The organism is Paenibacillus sp. NPDC058177 (genome assembly GCF_042883835.1).
Classification (GTDB): Bacteria; Bacillota; Bacilli; order Paenibacillales; family Paenibacillaceae; genus Paenibacillus_AQ; species Paenibacillus_AQ agri.
In genome coordinates this window covers 39,031-58,322 of the sequence record NZ_JBHVVB010000008.1, presented here as the reverse complement: position 1 = coordinate 58,322, position 19,292 = coordinate 39,031, and the positions used below count along the sequence as shown (strand labels likewise).

Genomic DNA, 19,292 nt, shown 5'->3' with positions numbered 1-19,292 from the left:
TGTTGGAATTCATCTTATTATGGGGAAAGATTTCCAATACATAGATATCTATTTTTAGGAGGAATTATTCTGCACAAGATTATGCGAAAAATCAGCGTTTCCCTGGCAGTTGTCATGCTGCTGGCTCTGAGCGCTCCGGTCTTGACATATGCGGCTAGCATTCTCAAATTGAAGTATGATGCTTCAACCGGGGAGATCTCGGGAATTATCTATTCCGATCAGAGGGATATTTCTTTGAGTCTTGACCTGGGAGGACAAGAGGTTCCCGTCTCTTCGAACGTGGTGGGAGAAGTGTATCATTCCTATTCATCCAATATCTTCTGGGCGAATGTGAATGGGCAGATTGGAACGGGACTGGCTCCCTGGAACATTAAGGTCAGGGCGGGCGATGAGAATCTGATACCGGCCAGTGTAACGGGAACCACCTATGACTTCAATTTCGCCCCGTTGTTTCATGCTCCCGATATCTATCGGAATTTTCAATATGATTACTATAATGACGGCACTCATCTTTTTCTGAATTGGTCGCCAGTAAACCGGGGTAGCGTGTTCGGCTTTTTTCACTACAAGGTATACGACAATAACGAGCTTATATTCTCAACCCGTGACAACTCTATGTTTCCGATAACAGAACGATATGATCGACTTCCGGTATTTCCATACCATTCTTTTCACCAATTTCAGGTAAGTGCAGTGGACTGGCTGGGTCATGAGACGGAGAGGTCGGCGCCGTATATGATGAGAGCTCCGGGCTTGATGAAGGAGGCAAAGGCTGAGTATGGGGGAGCCAAACCAGGAACGAAGCTCCAGCCACTTGAGAGCATCGTATCCTTCACGCCAAGCTCGGATCAGCTGACAAGTGTCTCTTCGGACGCATTCCAACTGGATTTGAAGTTCACAGATGCCCTTGATTACGACTACAATGCCGTGCCTTATACGCTCAACTATGCTGCTATCCAGGCAAGTGATTTCGAACTGGTAAAATCGGACGGCACGGTCATTCCCGTGAGAGGATTAACGCCCAAGAATAAGACGATTAGCCTTTCTTTCCAACAGGTTTTAGATAGTAGAGCAACCTATACGTTGCGTCTCTCCAAACAGGCTTCTGGTGATGAGATTGCCCTACCCAAGGTGAACACAAGAAGCGCTGGTATTGATCTTTATGTGGAAACTCTGCCTGAACATGCCTTGAGCTATAGATTTGAAGCATCTGTAGAGGCGTTCATCGGTACATTTCCAGAACCTCCTACAGGCTTAAGAGCTACTCCAGGAGACGGGACACTAAGCTTGAATTGGAACCGTAATACGGAGGAGGATCTGGATGGGTATCTGGTATGGTTGGATGGCAAGTTGCTGACGCAATCTCCGATTCAGAAGACCAGCTTCTTCATTGATGGATTGACCAACGGAAAGACGTATCATGTCAACGTAGCTGCCGTAAACAAGGACGGTGGTCGTTCGCTGCAGGCCTTCATCTTCCCCGTACCTAAGGTACCGGATGGAAGTGGTGGTACGGAACCGGGAGGTTCAGGCCCTGGGAATGGTAACGGCGGCGGTGGTGGCGTAACGGCTCCAGCACCTGCAACGTTGGAACCGGCCCCTGCAGGTCCAGCGCTGTTAGCCACTCTAGTGGACAAGGATGGTATCTCCAAGACCTTGGGTGTTGCGTTAAGAAGCGAGAATGGCAAGGTTAAAGTACCGGTTGCAGAGGATATCAAGCAGCTTCTGTTGCCAGCAGCCGGGGAGTTATTAATTAAGGACAACACTCTGGTGATCGAAAAAGATGACTTATCGCTGGCTATCCCTGGACAGGTGCTTGAACAGCTAAAAAGCCTGGTTCCTGTAGCGCAGCTAAACACTTCAAGAATTTCTGTCGGATTCGCCCCGATCGGTAGTATCGAGCTTGCTGAAGATACAGCCAGAGCAGCTTCGCAGTCTGCTAATTCTGTAATTACGCCAAGTGGTGCAGCCTTCAACATTACGCTGTCGCTTATCACGAATGATGGAAAGGAAAGTAAGCTTAGCGAGTTCAGCTATCCGGTAACGTTGAAGCTCAAAGTTGCAGAAGGAAGCAATCCCAATCTTACGGGCATCTATTATCTGAATGAACTGGGCGGAGTGCAGTATTTAGGAGGACGGTTAAGTGACGGATATTTGACGATAGATGTCAGTCATTTCAGCAAATACGCCGTGCTGCAATATGACAAATCGTTCACGGATGTGCCTGTCAGCCATTGGGCTTCACCTGCGATTAAATCCATGGTTGCTCAGCATGTGGCAACAGGAACAAGCGATACCCGCTTCTCCCCTAATCAGCAAGTGACACGCGCGGAATTTGCTACCTTTATTGCCCGCAAGCTGAACTTGAAAGCTTCCGGTGCATCTGACTTTACCGATGTACCTTCTACCAAATGGTATAGCGATTCCGTAGCCGTCGTAGTGGGGGCGGGGATTGCCAGTGGACAGTCCGAAACGCTGTTTGCACCGGATCGCCCGATCTCACGCCAGGAGATGGTCGTTATGGTGATGAAGGCTTATGCCTATAAATATATGCTACCATTTAATGTAGGCGATGAAGGAATACCGTTCGCCGATCAGGCGCAAATATCGACCTGGGCCAAGCCTTATGCAGCCGCTGCCCATAAGCTTGAATTAGTTCAGGGTAGCGATAACAAACTTGAGCCGAATAAGAAAGCTACTCGTGCTGAAGCCGTTATGGTGATCTCTAAGCTGTAACACACTGCTCGTGCTAAGGCGTGACTGAATTGAATTATGCTATGACTCAAGAGGATGTTCCTAAAGCTATTAGCTCTAAGGACATCCTCTTTGGCATGATCCGCCCCAAAAGAATGGATGATGGCGGTTGGTGGCATATGGGCTCGTTGGCTGAACGCTCGTTGGCTGGGGGCTGCTCGTTGGCTGCTCGTTAGCTGGCTGCTCGTTGGCTGGTCGCTCGTTAGCTGGTCGCTCGTTGGCTGGTCGCTCGTTAGCTGGTCGCTCGTTGGCTGGTCGCTCGTTGGCTGGTCGCTCGTTGGCTGCTCGTTGGCTGGCCGCTCGTTCGCTGAACGCTCGTTAGCTGCCCGCTCGTTAGCTGAACGCTCGTTAGCTGGTCGCTCGTTAGCTGGCCGCTCGTCGGCTCTCCTCCAGAACACGTACTCTCTGCGCTCCACAGCTCTATCGCTGCCCGTTCCCGCCTGAAAGCTTTCCATAGGACAGCTAGCACTGGAGTATAGACTGTTGACAGTTTTCAACCACTGGGAGCGGTAAATTCCCCTTAACCAGTCGCCTTAACAGTGGAAAAGAGGAGGCTGCTCCCCAACTAACAGCATTTTTGTACCTTATTTTTCTTTAATGTAGGTTAAAAAGTTAAATAAGGGCATTATTGTATCTTATTTTTTGAAATAGCACGCTGAAAGGGGTATTCTGGAAGATTTAAGGTACAATATTGCACTTAATTTCTACTAACCGGTAGCTGCAGAGGATTTAAGGTACAAAAATGCCGTTAATTACACGTCGATCCTTCTTATATAAGCTCTCTTGCTCCTTTCCAGGCCCGGGACAATTGATCAAAGGGAGAAAGGGAGAAAGGGAGAAAGGGAGAAAGGGAGAAAGGGAGAAAGAGAGAAAGGGATAATGCACTCAAAGCAATAAAATAGGTGCTTATCAGCTAGCAAATAGGTGCTTATCAGCTAGCCCCTTTGTTATGCAAGTCATAAAGCAAAAACGGCAACCGAAGCCGGTGCAGCGTATAGCTACCCGGCTCCAGTTGCCGCTTTTTGGCACGCTTGTATTCAATTATCCGCGTAAAATGGACTCGATTTGCTCCAGCTCTTCCGCGCTAAGCTCAGGCGCGTTCAAGGAAGCTACGGCATCCTCGATTTGGCTCACCTTGCTGGCACCGATCAGGGCAGAGGTTACTCTTCCGCCGCGAAGAACCCAGGAGAGGGCAAGCTGCGACATCTTCTGGCCGCGTGCGGCGGCAAGCTCGTTCAGCTTCCGTACTTTGCCAAGAACTTCCTCAGTAATTTCATTCTCGGAGAGGAACACGCTTGGTCCGGCTGCCCGGGAATCGGCGGTAATTCCGTTCAGATAGCGATCAGTCAGAATACCCTTTTGCAGGGGAGAGAACGCAATGGTGCCGATGCCTTCTTCGGCCAGCACATCCTGCAGTCCATCTTCAATCCAGCGCGACAACATGGAGTAGTTCGGCTGATGAATCAGACATGGAGTTCCGAGCTGACGCAGAATTTGCGAAGCCTTGCGGGTATCCTCCGCGTTGTAGTTACTGATTCCCACGTAAAGCGCCTTGCCCTGGCGGACAAGCAGATCCAGTGCGGCCATTGTTTCTTCCAGCGGGGTGTTAGGATCTGGACGGTGATGATAGAAAATATCTACATAATCCAGGCCCATCCGTTTGAGGCTCTGATCAAGACTGGAGACGAGGTACTTCTTGGAACCCCATTCCCCATAAGGACCTGGCCACATATAATATCCTGCTTTTGTAGAGATAATCAGCTCGTCACGGTAAGCGCCAAAGTCTTTGGCCAGAATCTGGCCGAAGCTCTCTTCCGCAGAACCTGCAGGCGGTCCGTAGTTATTAGCAAGATCGAAATGAGTGATACCGAGATCGAAGGCGCGTCTGACCATGGCTCTGCCGTTCTCAAAGGTATCGATGCCGCCAAAATTATGCCAAAGGCCGAGGGAAATGGCTGGAAGACGGAGACCGCTATTGCCTGTCCGGTTATATGTCATGCTGTCGTATCGGGTAGGGCTGGCATTGTACATGAAAGTTCCTCCTAAATGTTTTATGAAGCTTGCTCACTTGAGATCCTTCAAGATAAAACTGACTCTGAAAAGCACTGTCAATGGTACGCTTAGGCGAAGGATTTTTCAGAAAATCCACGCTCTTTTCAGGTTTGGGCTACGTTCTTATTGTAGCGAAAGGAGTCATCCAAGCGTATGTCAGAAAGGAAGGGAATTATAGTACAATGTCCGTTTTGGCATGACTTAGCCGGAAATCCTTCGGAGAGCAGCCCTTCACCTTCTTGAACATACGGGAGAAGAGTAGCGGGTCCTGGTAGCCCACCGACCTTGCGATTTCACCTATGCTGCAGGGTGTTTCTGTTAGCAACTCACAGGCTTTGGCGATGCGGAAGTGAAGCAGATATTGCTGCGGCGGTAGCCCAACAGTGCGCTTGAACAGTGCCGATAAATATTTTCGGTCCAGCTTCAAGGCGGAGGACATCATCTCCACAGTAATCGTCTCACAGTAATGTGAATGAAGAAAATGCAGACATTGCTCCACATAGGCACTCTTTTGCCGCAGCACGGGCAATTGGATCGGAGACGCCGGGACGGTCTTAAGCAGTAGAGAAAAGAACTCATACATAATCGCTTTTAAAGACAGGTCCAGGCAATCTGCTGCCTCTGCTGTGGAGGTCAGTTGCGTATACAAGTTGGGCATTAACTGATCATCCATCGGAAATACAGGACAACCTGGAGATAAAGAAGTTTTGGACAGAATAGACTCCATCTGTTCACCGGTAAAACCGATCCAGGAATAGGACCAGGGATCATCTTGATCAGCGGCGTAATAAGTAACAATATGAGGATACGTCAGGAAGGCTTGTCCGGCGCCAAGGGTGTGGCTGCATCCGCCAACCTCGACCACACCGGTGCCTCCATGGATAAAATGAATTTTGTAATGATCACGCACACCGGGACCGACCGTATGTCCTGGAACGCATTGTTCCCGTCCCCAGTAGTGCAAGTGCAGATCGGGATTGCTCCGAAAGGGGCGTTCCGGATTATAGTTATAGATCGCCATGGCTGCTTCAGCCTCGTTTCTCCGAAAAAATAGTTCTGATTCTATATAAGTTGAACTAAAGAAAAACGAAAAGGGGAGAAGGAGTAGAGGGGAAGATTGGAACTGAAGGAGCGAAAGCGATCGCCTTTGTCTCCGGATTTCAACCGCTACAAGCGGTTAAATAGAGGAAATCTGGAGACAACAGCGACCGTAAGTCCAAGCTTCACCGGAGTGACGCCGATCCTTGTGTTAGTATCTTAAGTTCAATATATAGAACAGCACCCTCATTATACCCCAATTCCTGAATAGATGGTTGTGTACACCCCTGGTGGAATGAACAGGCATTCGTTTATCTGCTGAAAGTTTGGTTAATTAAGCTATGAAGCAGGGCAAACTAATGAGAACCAACAACAGGAGGGTACCGTTATGGATAAAAGAATTGTGGGTGTTTTTACAGCCGAACATGAGGCTTCCGCAGCCATTGAGGAATTAAAAAGACATGGTTTTCGGACCGATGATATCTCCGTCATTGCCCGTAATCCAGAGGATGCCCATACGATCCTTGAAGGAACAGGAACTAGGGCGCCAGAGGGCATGGCTTCAGGTGCAGCAACAGGAGGCGTGCTTGGAGGCGTGACAGGACTGCTGATCGGGATCGGTGCGTTGGCTATCCCCGGCATTGGGCCGATTATTGCAGCAGGACCCATCGCAGCAACTTTGGCAGGGGCGGCTGTGGGTGCCGGGACCGGCGGCCTGGTTGGAGGACTGATCGGACTTGGTATTCCGGAGGACGAGGCCGAAAGCTATGACCGGTATGTAGGCTCGGGACATATTCTCGTGATGGTAGATGCGGGAGGCGAGCGTGAACAAGAGGTCCACCGTATTTTCGGAGGGTATCATGCCGTGAATGCCAATTACTCGGATAGGGAGATTGCGGAGGAGTTACCCGAAGCTCAGGCGCTGGATGTCCGTGAAGCTACCAATGATTCTGATTCCGTGCAAGATACCGTAGAAGCCGCTTTTAACGGTTCTGGTTTGGAGGACAAGAACGATACTGATAGCAGAAGCACTCCCTCTTCAGAAAAGCTCCCACAGGACCGGGCGGCACAGGACATTCACCGTCCAGGAATGACTGGCTCTGTTGAAGAATCGGATGCACTTGCGGCAGCTGACCAGAAGGATGCCAGATCCTTGGCCTATTCAACAGGCACGATGGATGCTATGGACACGCTCCCAAGCGAACATGGAGGTAAAGGCACTGTAGGCGAACAGATCCGTGAGGAGCGACGGCGGGAGGCCGAGAAGAAGGACTTAGGTGAAAAGGAAGACTTATAGCAGTACGTTGGCCTTCACCCCCTCTAGCCCCACAGCACTCCAACCCAGCGTCAACAATGAAAAGGCGACCTGTGCCCAGAACCAATATCCTGTATGCAGGTATTAGATCTGGGCAAGATCGCCTTAATTTGTTTTCTGATACGCCTTGCTTGAATTAAAGCATTAGAACATGCTCAACGTCACTTTGCGGTCTCTGTTGCTGAGGGTCATGTTGACCTTTGTAGCGGCGCTAAATTCCCGTAAGGGAATCATCAGCTCGTTGTCTTTCATTTTAGGTACGGAGCCGGAAAAAGGCAGCGGAATGTCGTTGACCATGAGCAACCCTTTCGTTTCAGCATTCTCCGATTCTTTGCCTCCCCGTTTCATTCTGGCAATCAAATGCTCCGGTGTTTCTCCCGCCTTGGAAGCGTCCAAACGGTAGCCGATTCGGTCAAATTTCGTATTGATGCCTTTTCCGATCGTGAAGAAAAGATTGATGCCCTGTGACTGTGCTACTTCGAGGGCAGTCAGGCTGTATTTTCCGTAGGGGAAGCACAGGATGTTACGGGTATTGCCGAGTTCGGTCTGCAGCCGGTTATCCGCGTGCCGCAAATCAGCATCGATTCTGTTTCGGTATTCCTGCACGGTTTCTACCCGATTTTCTTTGGGCAGAAATTGTAAATGTGCCAGCGCAGGCTTCTGATCGCCTTCACTGTTAACAGTGATCATATGATGGGCATCGTAGGTATGGTTGTAGAAGCTCATACCGGACTTTTTCATCTCCCGCATTTGATCCCATGTTAGCTTGGGCAAACCTGGCACATGTCCGTCAACCGCGCCGACGATGACAAAGTTGGTCGCCGTATCCCCAAACTCCTTCAGGAGCGGATAAGCATAGGTGTAAAAGGATTCGTATCCGTCGTCAAACGTCAGCAGTACCGCGTTATCCGGTATCTTACCGCCCTTAAGCATGAAATCAGCATATTGATCCATTGTGATGATGTGGAAATTATTCTTTTTTAACAATTCAAGCTGGGTTCTAAATTCTGACGTAGATATGGAGGAGGCTCCCTTCTGTACCTCTGGAGAAATGGCATGGTACATCAGCGTAAGCACCTTGTCGCGGTAATAGATCCCTTTACCGGTGGGAGTCGATTCTTGCGGCAACGGGTCCCATTTGATTTTCAAGCCCAGACTGTTCTCCAGAAAAGATGCGGGAACAAATAATTCACCGTGGCTAAGCTGAAATTTGGGTGGGGGACTTTCCTTGCCCTCCACTAGAAAGCTGTACTGTATCGGAAAAATCATTCGGTACAAGAAGACAAGCAGGACGGCGCTGATTACGGTGAGTGTCAAAAGCTTAACTTTACTCGATTTCATAGATGAATCCTCCTTGGCAACAGATAAATAGTAGAAAAATTCTGATTCCGTCCAGATGTTCTGATCGTATTCAGCGAAAAAAAGGATGGCCCCTGCCGTTCCCGGCATTTGGACCATCCCCAATTTATCATATCTCGCTTAAAATTCTGTGAAAAAAAAGTCATTTTTCTGAAAATGTAAGCTATATTTTTTTTGGTAACGCTGGTGTGCGCTTGACTTTGAAAATCATCTGCTTCAGAGCTTTTCCATTAATAAGTATGGTTCCAGCAATAATGGTTATTATGCCGAGAAGGGTCACCCAGTTGATCGTTTCATTGTAAAAAAGAACCCCCACCCCTACAGCAATAGGCGGTGAAACGTACAGCCAGGTTGATGGGAAAACCGGGTTGGTCTTGGCGACGAGCCAGTAGAATAGCGTATGACCCACCATGGACCCGATCACAATAAGATACAGTACTGATCCAGCTACAGGGAAAGAGAACAGCCAATCTGGCTGCACATTCTCTGTAAAGAACGAGAGGATAAAGATGAACGCTCCGCCGTACATCATTTGGGCGGCATTCAGGGCGATAGGCGAGACTTCGGGCATATTGGTGATGACTTTTTTGGAATAAATTGCGCCTGCCGCATAGCAGAGCTCTCCGATCAGAATGACGATACAACCTATAGTCCATAAGGGAGAGACATCCACGGTAAGATTAGGCAGAACCAGCAGCAGAACACCGGTGAATCCGATAAGACAGCCGTACAGGGAGAGTGCGGGGGTCTTTTGCCGCAGAACGAGAGTTTGCAAGAGCAGAATCATAATCGGACCGGTTGCCGACAGTACCGCAGCCAATCCTGAAGATACATATTGTTCCGCCCAATAAAGGGCAGCGAAGGTTCCGAAGGTCAGTGCGGCTCCGGTGAGCAGCATTTCCTTGCGCAGCAGCAGGGAGAAGCTGGCTTTGCGTTTCCAGACCATCCATAGGAACAGAATGACACCAGCCAGGAAAAAACGCAGTCCTGCGGAGAAGAAAGGCGGCGCTCCGGCATCCACGCCGATTTTAATGGCCAGGAAGGTCGTGGCGAAGATCAGGCAAACAAGAGTATAAGCTAAAAGAATCATGTTCAGTTCCCCTTTGGAAATATTGTGGAGTCGTGCTTGAAGTATTCGTTAATCATATAAGGAAGAGAACAGAACAGATTGATAAATACAGAACAGATGGTTACGGAGATAATGTACAATACGGTATAAGGAAATATAGAAAGTGCGGCAAGAATAGAAAGAACGGAAAGAACGGAAAGAACGAGAAGGAGGCTTGTGTCTGATGAAAAAAGTGAGGGGAACGGAGCAGGCGCATCCCTTGTTCCGTCAAGTATATGAGTACGCCCTGAATCGTATAGAACGGGGAGAGTGGAAAAGTCATGACAAGCTGCCATCCATCCGGCTGTTAGCCGAGGAATTAGGAGTACACCGGCTGACAGTGTTTAAGGCTTACCGTCAATTGACCGAGGACGGCAAGGTGTATGTCAAGGATAAGTCGGGTTATTATGTATCCCAGGGCAACGGGCAAATGCTGGTCCAAGGTTTTGACGAAGGAAGCGGGGTCTCTTCGTATCTGCACAGCAATCCCATGTATGACATCCAGCGCATTCCTGTGAAATATCAGTTCTCCTTGGCTCTCATTGATCCGGGGCTGCTGCCTAATCTTTTCTTATCTGACTATGTGAAAAGAGTGTTCGACATGTACCCCAAGGTGATGGGGACTTATGCCAGCGTACAGGGTGACGAAGAACTGCGGGAAACGCTTAGTGGGCATTTTCGGAAGCAGCAGCATTTGCAACTGTCATCTGGCGAGCTCTTGATAACCTCTGGGGCCCAGCAGGCGATCAATCTGATTGCCAGGATGATGCTCGGACCTATGGATTCGGTGTTGATAGAACGACCAACATACAGCGTAGCTATGGATATTTTTCGCCGGGCAGGTGCACGGCTGGTTCCGGTGGAGATCACTCCGGACGGGTATGATCTGGATGAGGTTGAGGCCTTGATGGCCAAGCATAAGCCTCGCATGTTTTACATGAATCCGACGCATCATAATCCCACAGGTTATACGGTGCCTGTACGGCAGCGTAAGCTGCTGGTGGAACTCGCGGAACGTTACCGCTGCCTGCTGGTAGAGGATGATCCGTTTCGGGATATGTATTTTGAAGAAGAGCCACCGCCACCTATTTTTGCCTATGATACTGAGGGTTGGGTCGTCTATATTGGCAGTTTCAGCAAATACGTTGCGCCCGGTCTGCGGATATGCGCTGTCGCCTGCCGGTATCCGCTGATGGAACGGCTGATCATGATCAAATCGCTTGAAGATAACGGCACGCCGCTATTAAACCAGAAGATTTTCCTGCATTACTATACTTCGCCCCGGCTGCAGCAGCATCTCGGCAAGCTGCGGATCGCGCTTCAGGTGCAAAAGGAAATTATGGAACAGGAACTGTCCCAAAGCGGTTGGCAATGGGAGACTCCCGGTGGCGGGCTGACGCTCTGGGTAAAGCTGCCGGATGGAACGCCGGTGGATGCCCTTCTTCGCAAAAGTCTGGAGCATTCCCTATCTTTTGTGCCCGGATCGGTTTTCGATCCGCTTGGCGAGATGAGATCATGGCTGCGGCTGTGCTACTCTTTTGTAAGCGAACCGCTGCTGCGTGAGGGCATGCAGAAGCTGACGGCTTTGGCGCGAAAATTATAATGCGGGGGTAAACTGTAAAAATAAAAGGAAAACCTCCTGCTAATATGCGCTTACGGCCCTAGATAGGGTAGGTAGCATTAGCAGGAGGTTTTTCAGTTTGCCATTAAACCATCATTTTCTTAAGACTGTGAATATAGCGTGATTTCACGATGAGGAAGAACACACTTTGCAGAACGAGATAGGCGGCAAAGGTGACGAGGACGGGCTCAACTACATTAACGATCCCCATCTGACCGAGAATTGGACTGATCACGACTAGGCTTTGAATGGCCGAGATGAAGATAGGGATATAGAACAGGATAGCAATCTGCTTGGTTGCAACTGCAGACATCTCTCCGGTACTTAGCCCAATTTTGGACAGCGCGCGGTACATGCGGATATCTGCGGCCAGCTCACTGTGCAGTTTGAAATACAGGAAACTTGCGGATGCGACCGAGAAGATTAGTGCTACAAAAATGCTGACGAAGCTGACCATGGCTGTGCTTTGCTTCAGTAATAGATAGTTTTCCCCACGAGCCACTAGGTAGGAAGTCAACTTCCCACTGCTTTTGTCCCGATTTGCGGCTTCAATCTGGTACAGCTTCGCCCCAATCATAGCTTCCTGACTGCTTGCTGTAGGCAGAGATCCTTTATCCCATGCCGGAACTTTGTAGAGATACTCTATATAAGGTGTAATTTCCCTTCCAACCTTGGCTGATTTGGCGGCCCGAATCGTTTCCAGCGTGGATTCTGGGATGATCACAATAGGAGTGCTTTTATTAAGGAAATCCGCTTGGTCTGAAATAATGATCTTTTTAACTGCGAGCGTCTCTGCCGGATGATCTTCCATAGTGATTCCGCCCTTGCGGATATAATCAGAGGCGATGTTGTCCGTACTGGCGAGCAGAGCAGCCTCATTGGGACCCAGGCTATTAATAGCCGGGAATCCGAGTATCCCTACAAGCTCCTTATATTGGGCCAAACCCAGCAAATAAAAGGTTTTGGGTCTATTTCCGCTTTCGCGAGAATTGGCCAACGTGGCATACAGCGTATCGATTCTCGTCTCTGTATACGCAACGCCTGCCGCTTTTAGCTCGCGATGAATTTCACTCCGGTTAGGTTCGGCGGAAGACGTCTCGTAAAAGGTCTTGGTCACGGCAAAAGGATTGCCGAAATACATATCGCTGCCAGCCTGATTGATCGACAGAACGACGCCCGCGCCCATGCTGGCGAGTGCGGTAACCACTGTAATCAGGAAGAGCATCCGTGAATTATCGCGCAGCTTGTAGCTCATCTCTGAGACCCAGAGCAGACGTGTGCCGCGCCAAGTTGATTTCCTGCTGCGCTGGAGCAGGCGCATGAACAGTACGGACAGCTGTGAGTAGAAGAAATACGTTCCAGCGATTCCCGTTACGGCGGCAAGAATAATGGTCACAGGGTTCAGTTCTATGCGCAGCGCGAAAAATCCGGTCGTAAGCAGTGCGGCGCCAAACAGAGATAACAGAATGGAGGCTTTAGGCGGTTTTTTAGGTTTTGCGTTGCCTTGCAGCAGCTCCAGCACTCTGTTTTTACGAATGAACAGTAGGGTGAAGATCGAGATCACCAGGAACAAAGCGACAAAGGAAGCCGCTGTGAACAGCATTGGCTTGAGAGGCAGATAGAACGGAAGCTCATCAATGCCGATGATTTTGGTGCTAAGCAGCAGAAAGAACTTGGAGAGCAGCATGCCGCCTCCAATTCCCGTGACAATTGCGAGCAGACCAATCAGCATATTTTCCAGAAAGACCAGCTTATTGATCTGCCCCGGACGTGCACCCAGAATAGTCAGCAGCCCGAATTCCAGATTCCGCGATTTAAGGAACGTTCCAATGGAGTACATAACGAAGAAAAAGGCGAACACATATACAATAGACGCTGCCACCTTCATGCTGATTGCGGCACTAGGTCCCATGGAATTATTGGCTACATCCGGATGATAAATGAAGACGGTATATGCAAAAAAGACCATGACCATAAAGGCGCTACTCAGAAAATAGGCGATGTACGCCCTGGCATTGCGCCGGACATTATTAAACGCGAATTGAGGAAAGTTCATGACTATTCCCTCCCCAGAATGAAAGTGTATCGATGATCTTCTGGAAGAACGCCTGCCGGTTATCCCCGCGATGAATCTCGGCTGCGAGCTTTCCGTCCTTGATAAAGACGATCCGGTTGCAATAGCTTGCTGCCAGCGGATCATGGGTCACGAGCATCAAGGTGGCGCCGTCCTTGCGGTTGATCTCTTCCAGCGACTCCATCACGATTCGGGAGGAATTGGAATCCAGTGCCCCGGTCGGCTCGTCGGCCAGAATAATTGCGGGCGAGGTGATAATGGCGCGGGCGATGGCCGTCCGCTGCCGTTGTCCACCGGAAATTTCATAGGTGCGCTTGTTCAGGATGCCCGTAATATTAAGCTGTCCAGCCACCTTTTGCAGCAATGCTTCCATTTCACTGAGCTTACGGTTATCCAGGGTTAACGGTAACACGATATTTTCCGCTACGGTCAACGTTTCCAGCAGGTTAAAGTCCTGAAAGACGAAGCCGAGCTGTCTGCGGCGAAAATGGGCGAGCTCCTTCTTGTTCATCCGGTAGGGATTGCTGCCATTGATGTTCACTTCGCCCGAAGTGGGCTGGTCAATGGTGGAGACCATGTTTAGCAGAGTGGTCTTGCCACTGCCGGACGGGCCCATAATGCCAACAAACTCACCGCTTTCGATGCTGAGATGAATATCGGTTAGCGCTTGGGTGAGCACTTTACCGGGATATACTTTGTTAAGTGCTTTAACTTCCAATACGTTCATGACGTTTCATTCCTTTCCTGTCTCAAGCGTTAATGTCGCTCTTGCCGCTTAAAGGGACAAGAGGCATGACTTCCTGCTATCAATGTACAGGAATGGGGCAGGTGTGTGCTATGGAATTACCTTAACATAATCTTACATATCCTTTAAGGTTATGTTCGTATTACTGGCAAGGCCGTTCCTTGAGGCAGGTTTTGATGTGCGGCTGTATTATTCCCCGGATCATATTCCTCATTCTGGATTAAGGTTTTGCATAGGGGATTAATCTCTGAATCCAGCGTTAAAAAAGAGGTCATCCGTAAAAAGCCGCAAGTGGCTTTTTACGGATGACCCTTGGGGTACTATCTTTGGGCAGCGCCGCTGAAAATAATCTGTACGGTCGTTCCCTCTTGAACCCGGGACTCCAGCTTTACCTGGTGTCCCAGCCGGGCGCAAATCTCGCGGACGAGATAGAGACCCATGCCGGTAGATTCATGGTATTGGCGTCCCCGTTCGCCGGTGAAGTAAGGATTGAATACCCGTTTCATGTCTTCCGGAGATATGCCGATACCCTGGTCCGAGATTTTAAGAAGTGTATCCAGGCCCTGACGCTCCGCTGTGATGGTCACCGTTTTACCAGAGCCGGAGGTGTAATTAACAGCATTGGTCAGCAACTGATTCAGCATGAACATCAGCCATTTGGCATCGCTGTATACCGAGAGGTCCGGGTCTACCCGGATCTCGGCATGAATGCCCCGCCGGATGAAGAGCCGGCGGTTCTCGGAGACCGCCGCGCTTACCGTCTGACGCAGGAGCAGCGCTTCCACCTGAAAGTCTTCTTCGAAACGTTCCAGCCTAGAAGTGTAGATTACCATCTCCAGCCCTTTACGGAGCCGTTCCACCTCTTCCTGGATGCTGGCAGCGGCATCCTCCTCCAAATCCTGGAGTGTGAGTTGGATCACGGATAGCGGCGTCTTCATCTGATGAACCCAGCGGTTCATGAAGACGATATGCTGATCCATCCGCGTGACATGCATGTTAAGCTGCTCCTGATAATGGCGATCCATCCGCTGCATCAACTCATTGACTGCTTCCGGCAGTGGAGAGTCACCGAGCGGCGCAAGGTGATCCTTGGAAGAAGGCTCCTGCTGCAGACTCAGTACAGCATACAGCCGGCGGTGCTGTACATAACGGTAGCACAGGTAAAGCAACAGAATGATACTACTAATCAGCATACCGTACAGCACAATGGATAGCGGCCTGTTCTCCCCGGATATCCAGTACAGCACGGGTACTAGCAGCATTTGCAGCAGGTAGAACAGCAGCAAGGGGAGTTGATTCTTCCAGAATAGCTTCATAGGCTGCTGTCACCAAGACTGAGACGGTAGCCTGCGCCCCTCACAGTTTCCACGATGTCTTCTAGCCCCAGCTCCTTGAGCTTTTTCCGGGCCCGGGTAATATATACGTTCAAAGTGTTGTCATCAATGAAATGCTGGTCTTCCCACATGAGGTCCAGCAGTCGCTCCCGGCTGACGACACGGCCTTCCTTGAGCATAAGTGCTTCTAGCAACACAGCTTCTTTCTGAGTCAGTTCGGCAGTTTCCCCGGCATACTGCACAACGTACCGCTCCGGATAAAGGATCAGCCCTCCTGACCGCAGCGTACGTTCTTCCTGGGTCTGCGCATAGGAACCGTAGGCCCTGCGCAGATGGCTGCGGATTTTGGCTAGTACCACCTCGTAGTGAAAGGGCTTCGTAATATAATCGTCGGCGCCGTTCTCCAGTGCCATAACCTGATCCATTCCGCTGTCCCGGGCGGAGATGAAGAGAATGGGACATAGAGAGAACTTGCGGATTTGGCGGCACCAGTAGAACCCGTCATACCTCGGCAGATTGACGTCCAGGAGTACGAGATCGGCAGCGCTGTGCTTAAAGTCCTCCAGGACACTGTTAAAATCGTCTACGATAACGGTCCGGAATTCATATTTGGTAAGATAGGCACTCAGCAGGGTGGCTAGCTTGGCGTCATCCTCAACAATGAAAATCGTCTCCATGTTCAGGTCTCCTTTGGTTCAGAGTAAAGGCAACAGCAGAAATTATTGATATTTGACGATCAGGGCATTGCTGATCTGGCGCCCAGGCGAGGTTAAATATTTTCCATTGTAGAATAGCCCGCTGGAGGCTCCGCCATCCAGATTCATTGCCTGATAAGCGCCAGCCTGCTTCATAATCTCTGCCATTTGCGGAATGGTAGCACCGCCTGTTGTCACAATAATCAGCTTATGGTCGCGTGTCAGGCCCAGTGCGCTGCGCGCGCCGCCGCCGGTCAGAATCTTGGGATCGCGGAAGCCTTCGGCCGCCACATTCAGGGATACCTTGCCGTCAAGCAGCAGACGCGGGCCAGCTTGAACAGCACCCTCAACTTGTCCGGCGTTGAAGCGAGCCTTGAAATCAAGACCAGCTACCAGTCCGGCCAAGTAATTCTTATCGTAAGCGAAGACGGCTCTGCGATCGGCTGGGCTGTCTTTGAGCAGCTTACCGTTGCTCACGATATATCCGTAAGGAGCTTTATATGATCCTTTGGTATAGGCATCAAAGAAAGTTCCGTTGACAGCAGCAATGGCACCACTGCGCTTGGCAATGCTGTTCAGATCCTCTACTTTTCCAACTGTATTTCCAGCCAGGACCATATCCAGTCTGACCTTGGGATGCAGCAGAGAGACGGTGACCGTCTGGATTTGGAAGCTGCGGCTTCCGACCTTAACGCTCTTGGCAGCCGCAACTACCCCTTGGCTCTCCGCGGGGATCAGTGCGCCACTAAGTACAGGCAGGGTGGAGGAAACGTCCCCGCTAGCGATCGTAATGGAAGAGGATGGCGCGTCCCACTTTAGCCCCAATCCCAGTGATTTGCTGACTACAGACAGGGGGACATATAAAGTGCTGTTATCTGTAAAAGCGCGTTCCGTAGTCGTTGTTGCTTTACCATTCAAAGAGGCTCCAACTTGTCCAGGTACAAGCGTGAGGACATTGTCGTCCTTAGTAATTTCAATTTTGTCTCCGGCAGCGCTCCATCCAGCCTTAATTCCATCAAAGCCATTCAGGAAGCGGAGGGGAATGTACGAATGGTTACCCTTGTCAACGTATACCAGAGTCTTGGGTGCGGGGGCCGCACCGGCGGACGAAGGCGCCGAGGTGAGCGTTGGAAGTAGAAGGGCGGCGGTCAAAATCAGTGAACTGCATGTTTTTCTCATGTTCATAATCCGTATGTATCTCCTTTGGTCTGTGCAGCATCTAATGCCGTCAATTAGGATAATATGGCCCAATTTGCATAATCTTGGGCGTACTTATCATATAACTGGTCCCCGAAACCGTCAATTCATACCATTTGGAGCGCAGGCAGAAACCCCTGTATTTTGGTTTAGGGAACCGCTTAGGGGAACCGCCATGTGCAACCGCAGCCGTCATAGTTTATACTTTAAGTAATCATGGAATATATAATGCATAAAGGCAGGTAATGCAATGACGACCACAATTGGCTTGATACGGCACGGAAGCACGTTCTGGAACAAGGAAGGCCGGGTCCAGGGCATTACAGATAACCCGCTCGATGAGGAGGGGCTGGAGCAGGCAGAAGCGATTGCTGAACGACTCAGCGGAGAAACATGGGATTATCTCTACTCTAGTGATTTGCTCCGGGCACGACAGACGGCGGAGGCTATCAGCCGGAGACTAGGTATGGAAATTGCCGGTCTCGTACCAGGTATGCGCGAGATGGACGGGGGACTTATTGAAGGCACCAATGAACAGGAGCGTGTGGACCGCTGGGGAAAAGACTGGAAAGCGATTGATCTCGGTCTGGAGAATCCTGATTTTGCCCAGCAGAGAGGCCGGCAGGCGATCGAAGAACTGGCGGAGAGACACCCGGGCAAAAATGTGCTGATAGTCAGCCATGGCGCTTTGTTGCGCCACACGTTGCGCGGGCTTATTCCCGGTCTGGATGTTAATGATCTGCTCAAGAACACCTCTATTACTCGGGTAGTTAAAACAGATGGCATCTGGAGTTGCGAGCTTTACAACTGTATCGAGCATCTGAGTGGCTAGAGGTAGTTGTTCACACAATAAGTGATTTCCCTTCTAAAATTATTAAAATGGCAGTCCGCGATTAATGTGCGGACTGCCATTTTTAAAGCAATGCACTAACGTTCAGATGTGCAGCCGGAACTATTTTACAATACTGTTGTACAGCAAGGCTGGCCTTGCTTCTCACTTCGTTCCAGTTCCGCCTTTTCAGGCTCCTTTGGACAGACTTGTTCAGAAAATGTTGAGGTGGCTTATGTTATACTTAAATATTATTATCCGCAATTTTAATATTCAATAAAGGTTGTGTGGATGAAACATGGAAGAAACCCGAGAATTTATATTAACTGTGTGCTCCTTCCTCATTGCTGTGTCAGCCGCCTATGCATCACTGCGGCTGCTTCAGGGTTATGCAGGCAAGTCCCAGCGAGTCCGGGCCATGTACACCGGCATAGTCATTATTATAAACGGCTGCGGTATATGGGGGATGCATATCCTCGGACGCGTGCGCAGTCCACATACTGACGAAACCGGACAGAATCTAATTATCTCTTCGGCGGTTTACGCCATAACCATTGCTTTTCTAATGTACCTGTGCTCCAGAATCATGCTGATTATGGCAGAAAGAGACCAGCTCAAGGAGCTGGCCTATAAGGATGCTTTGACAGGGCTGCTGAATAAGAATGGTATGGACCATTTTTGGGACCACTGTAAAGAAAATGAACAGATTGCGGTATTGTTTATCGACCTGAACCGTTTCAAGTCGATCAATGACAGGCTCGGCCATCATGTAGGTGATTTATTATTGGAGGCCGTTGGCGGCAAGCTGGCCCAGTTCTCTAGTAAGGGGCGGCGGCATATTTATCGGATCGGTGGAGACGAGTTCGTCATCATTGCCAAGCGCTACAGCCAGAAGGAAGCAGAGCAGCTCGCCGTCCGTATTCTGGAGAAGACCGCCAAAAAATATAGCCTGGAACAGCATAATCTGTTCGTATCAGCCAGTATAGGTATCACCATGAGCCACGGCAAGGTTGACCGCTACCGGCTTCTCAAGGAGGCTGACATCGCCATGTATAATGCAAAGCAGCTTGGAACCGGACGTTACTCCGTATATAAACCGGTCAGCAACACATTGAATGCCAAATAGGATGACATTTTAAAGATCGATCGATGTGATAACACGGGTTTCTTT

Annotated in this window: 15 protein-coding genes; 6 read left to right on the top strand and 9 right to left on the bottom strand. The window is 49.9% G+C overall.

Annotated features, from left to right (window positions below; translation table 11 throughout):
- The first annotated feature begins 81 nt into the window (after positions 1-81).
- Together ACFVU8_RS25090 and ACFVU8_RS25085 are read left to right on the top strand one after the other, a co-directional pair.
- Positions 82-2,736: an S-layer homology domain-containing protein gene (locus ACFVU8_RS25090; RefSeq protein ID WP_387430974.1), complete on the top strand. Its 2,655-nt coding sequence runs from the start codon at positions 82-84 to the stop codon at positions 2,734-2,736.
- A gap of 29 nt (positions 2,737-2,765) precedes the next feature.
- The gene (locus ACFVU8_RS25085) at positions 2,766-2,930 is read left to right on the top strand and encodes a hypothetical protein (protein WP_387430972.1); all 165 of its coding nucleotides are present in this window, start codon (positions 2,766-2,768) and stop codon (positions 2,928-2,930) included.
- An 865-nt stretch (positions 2,931-3,795) separates the two neighbouring features.
- On the opposite strand, the gene mgrA is transcribed toward ACFVU8_RS25085, so the two are convergent.
- Together mgrA and ACFVU8_RS25075 are read right to left on the bottom strand one after the other, a co-directional pair.
- Positions 3,796-4,785 (bottom strand): L-glyceraldehyde 3-phosphate reductase, encoded by a 990-nt coding sequence (gene mgrA / locus ACFVU8_RS25080; protein ID WP_387430970.1) that lies wholly within the window; start codon positions 4,783-4,785, stop codon positions 3,796-3,798.
- 193 nt (positions 4,786-4,978) lie between these two features.
- Entirely contained in the window at positions 4,979-5,827 is an 849-nt protein-coding gene (locus ACFVU8_RS25075; protein WP_387430968.1) for an AraC family transcriptional regulator, read from the bottom strand.
- 405 nt (positions 5,828-6,232) lie between these two features.
- On the opposite strand from ACFVU8_RS25075, the gene ACFVU8_RS25070 reads away from it, so the two are divergent.
- Positions 6,233-7,141 carry a general stress protein gene (locus ACFVU8_RS25070; RefSeq protein ID WP_387430965.1) on the top strand — a complete coding sequence of 303 codons (909 nt, stop codon included), beginning with the start codon at positions 6,233-6,235 and terminating at the stop codon, positions 7,139-7,141.
- Between the two features lie 162 nt (positions 7,142-7,303).
- Here ACFVU8_RS25070 and ACFVU8_RS25065 read toward each other — a convergent pair whose 3' ends face one another.
- On the bottom strand, positions 7,304-8,500 hold the full coding sequence (locus ACFVU8_RS25065; protein ID WP_387430963.1) for a polysaccharide deacetylase family protein: 1,197 nt from the start codon (positions 8,498-8,500) through the stop codon (positions 7,304-7,306).
- A gap of 181 nt (positions 8,501-8,681) precedes the next feature.
- Positions 8,682-9,608: a DMT family transporter gene (locus ACFVU8_RS25060; RefSeq protein WP_387430961.1), complete on the bottom strand. Its 927-nt coding sequence runs from the start codon at positions 9,606-9,608 to the stop codon at positions 8,682-8,684.
- A gap of 202 nt (positions 9,609-9,810) precedes the next feature.
- On the opposite strand from ACFVU8_RS25060, the gene ACFVU8_RS25055 reads away from it, so the two are divergent.
- The gene (locus ACFVU8_RS25055) at positions 9,811-11,229 is read left to right on the top strand and encodes an aminotransferase-like domain-containing protein (RefSeq protein ID WP_387430960.1); all 1,419 of its coding nucleotides are present in this window, start codon (positions 9,811-9,813) and stop codon (positions 11,227-11,229) included.
- A gap of 103 nt (positions 11,230-11,332) precedes the next feature.
- Here the strand turns inward: ACFVU8_RS25055 and ACFVU8_RS25050 are convergent, their stop codons facing one another.
- The 5 genes from ACFVU8_RS25050 to ACFVU8_RS25030 all read right to left on the bottom strand — a co-directional run bounded on the left by ACFVU8_RS25050 (position 11,333) and on the right by ACFVU8_RS25030 (position 17,280).
- Positions 11,333-13,303: an FtsX-like permease family protein gene (locus ACFVU8_RS25050; RefSeq protein ID WP_387430956.1), complete on the bottom strand. Its 1,971-nt coding sequence runs from the start codon at positions 13,301-13,303 to the stop codon at positions 11,333-11,335.
- On the bottom strand, positions 13,278-14,048 hold the full coding sequence (locus tag ACFVU8_RS25045) for an ABC transporter ATP-binding protein (RefSeq protein WP_175373967.1): 771 nt from the start codon (positions 14,046-14,048) through the stop codon (positions 13,278-13,280). Before ACFVU8_RS25045 ends, ACFVU8_RS25050 begins: the two co-directional genes overlap by 26 nt.
- A 338-nt stretch (positions 14,049-14,386) precedes the next feature.
- Positions 14,387-15,382 carry a sensor histidine kinase gene (locus ACFVU8_RS25040; protein ID WP_387430955.1) on the bottom strand — a complete coding sequence of 332 codons (996 nt, stop codon included), beginning with the start codon at positions 15,380-15,382 and terminating at the stop codon, positions 14,387-14,389.
- Entirely contained in the window at positions 15,379-16,077 is a 699-nt protein-coding gene (locus tag ACFVU8_RS25035) for a response regulator transcription factor (RefSeq protein WP_379467207.1), read from the bottom strand. The genes ACFVU8_RS25040 and ACFVU8_RS25035 overlap by 4 nt, the downstream gene beginning before the upstream one ends.
- 42 nt (positions 16,078-16,119) lie before the next feature.
- Positions 16,120-17,280 (bottom strand): phosphodiester glycosidase family protein, encoded by a 1,161-nt coding sequence (locus ACFVU8_RS25030; RefSeq protein WP_387430952.1) that lies wholly within the window; start codon positions 17,278-17,280, stop codon positions 16,120-16,122.
- 262 nt (positions 17,281-17,542) lie between these two features.
- Between ACFVU8_RS25030 and ACFVU8_RS25025 the strand changes: the two genes are divergently transcribed.
- Together ACFVU8_RS25025 and ACFVU8_RS25020 are read left to right on the top strand one after the other, a co-directional pair.
- Positions 17,543-18,124 (top strand): histidine phosphatase family protein, encoded by a 582-nt coding sequence (locus ACFVU8_RS25025; protein WP_387430949.1) that lies wholly within the window; start codon positions 17,543-17,545, stop codon positions 18,122-18,124.
- A gap of 295 nt (positions 18,125-18,419) precedes the next feature.
- Positions 18,420-19,247 (top strand): diguanylate cyclase domain-containing protein, encoded by an 828-nt coding sequence (locus ACFVU8_RS25020; protein WP_387430947.1) that lies wholly within the window; start codon positions 18,420-18,422, stop codon positions 19,245-19,247.
- Positions 19,248-19,292 lie beyond the last annotated feature (45 nt).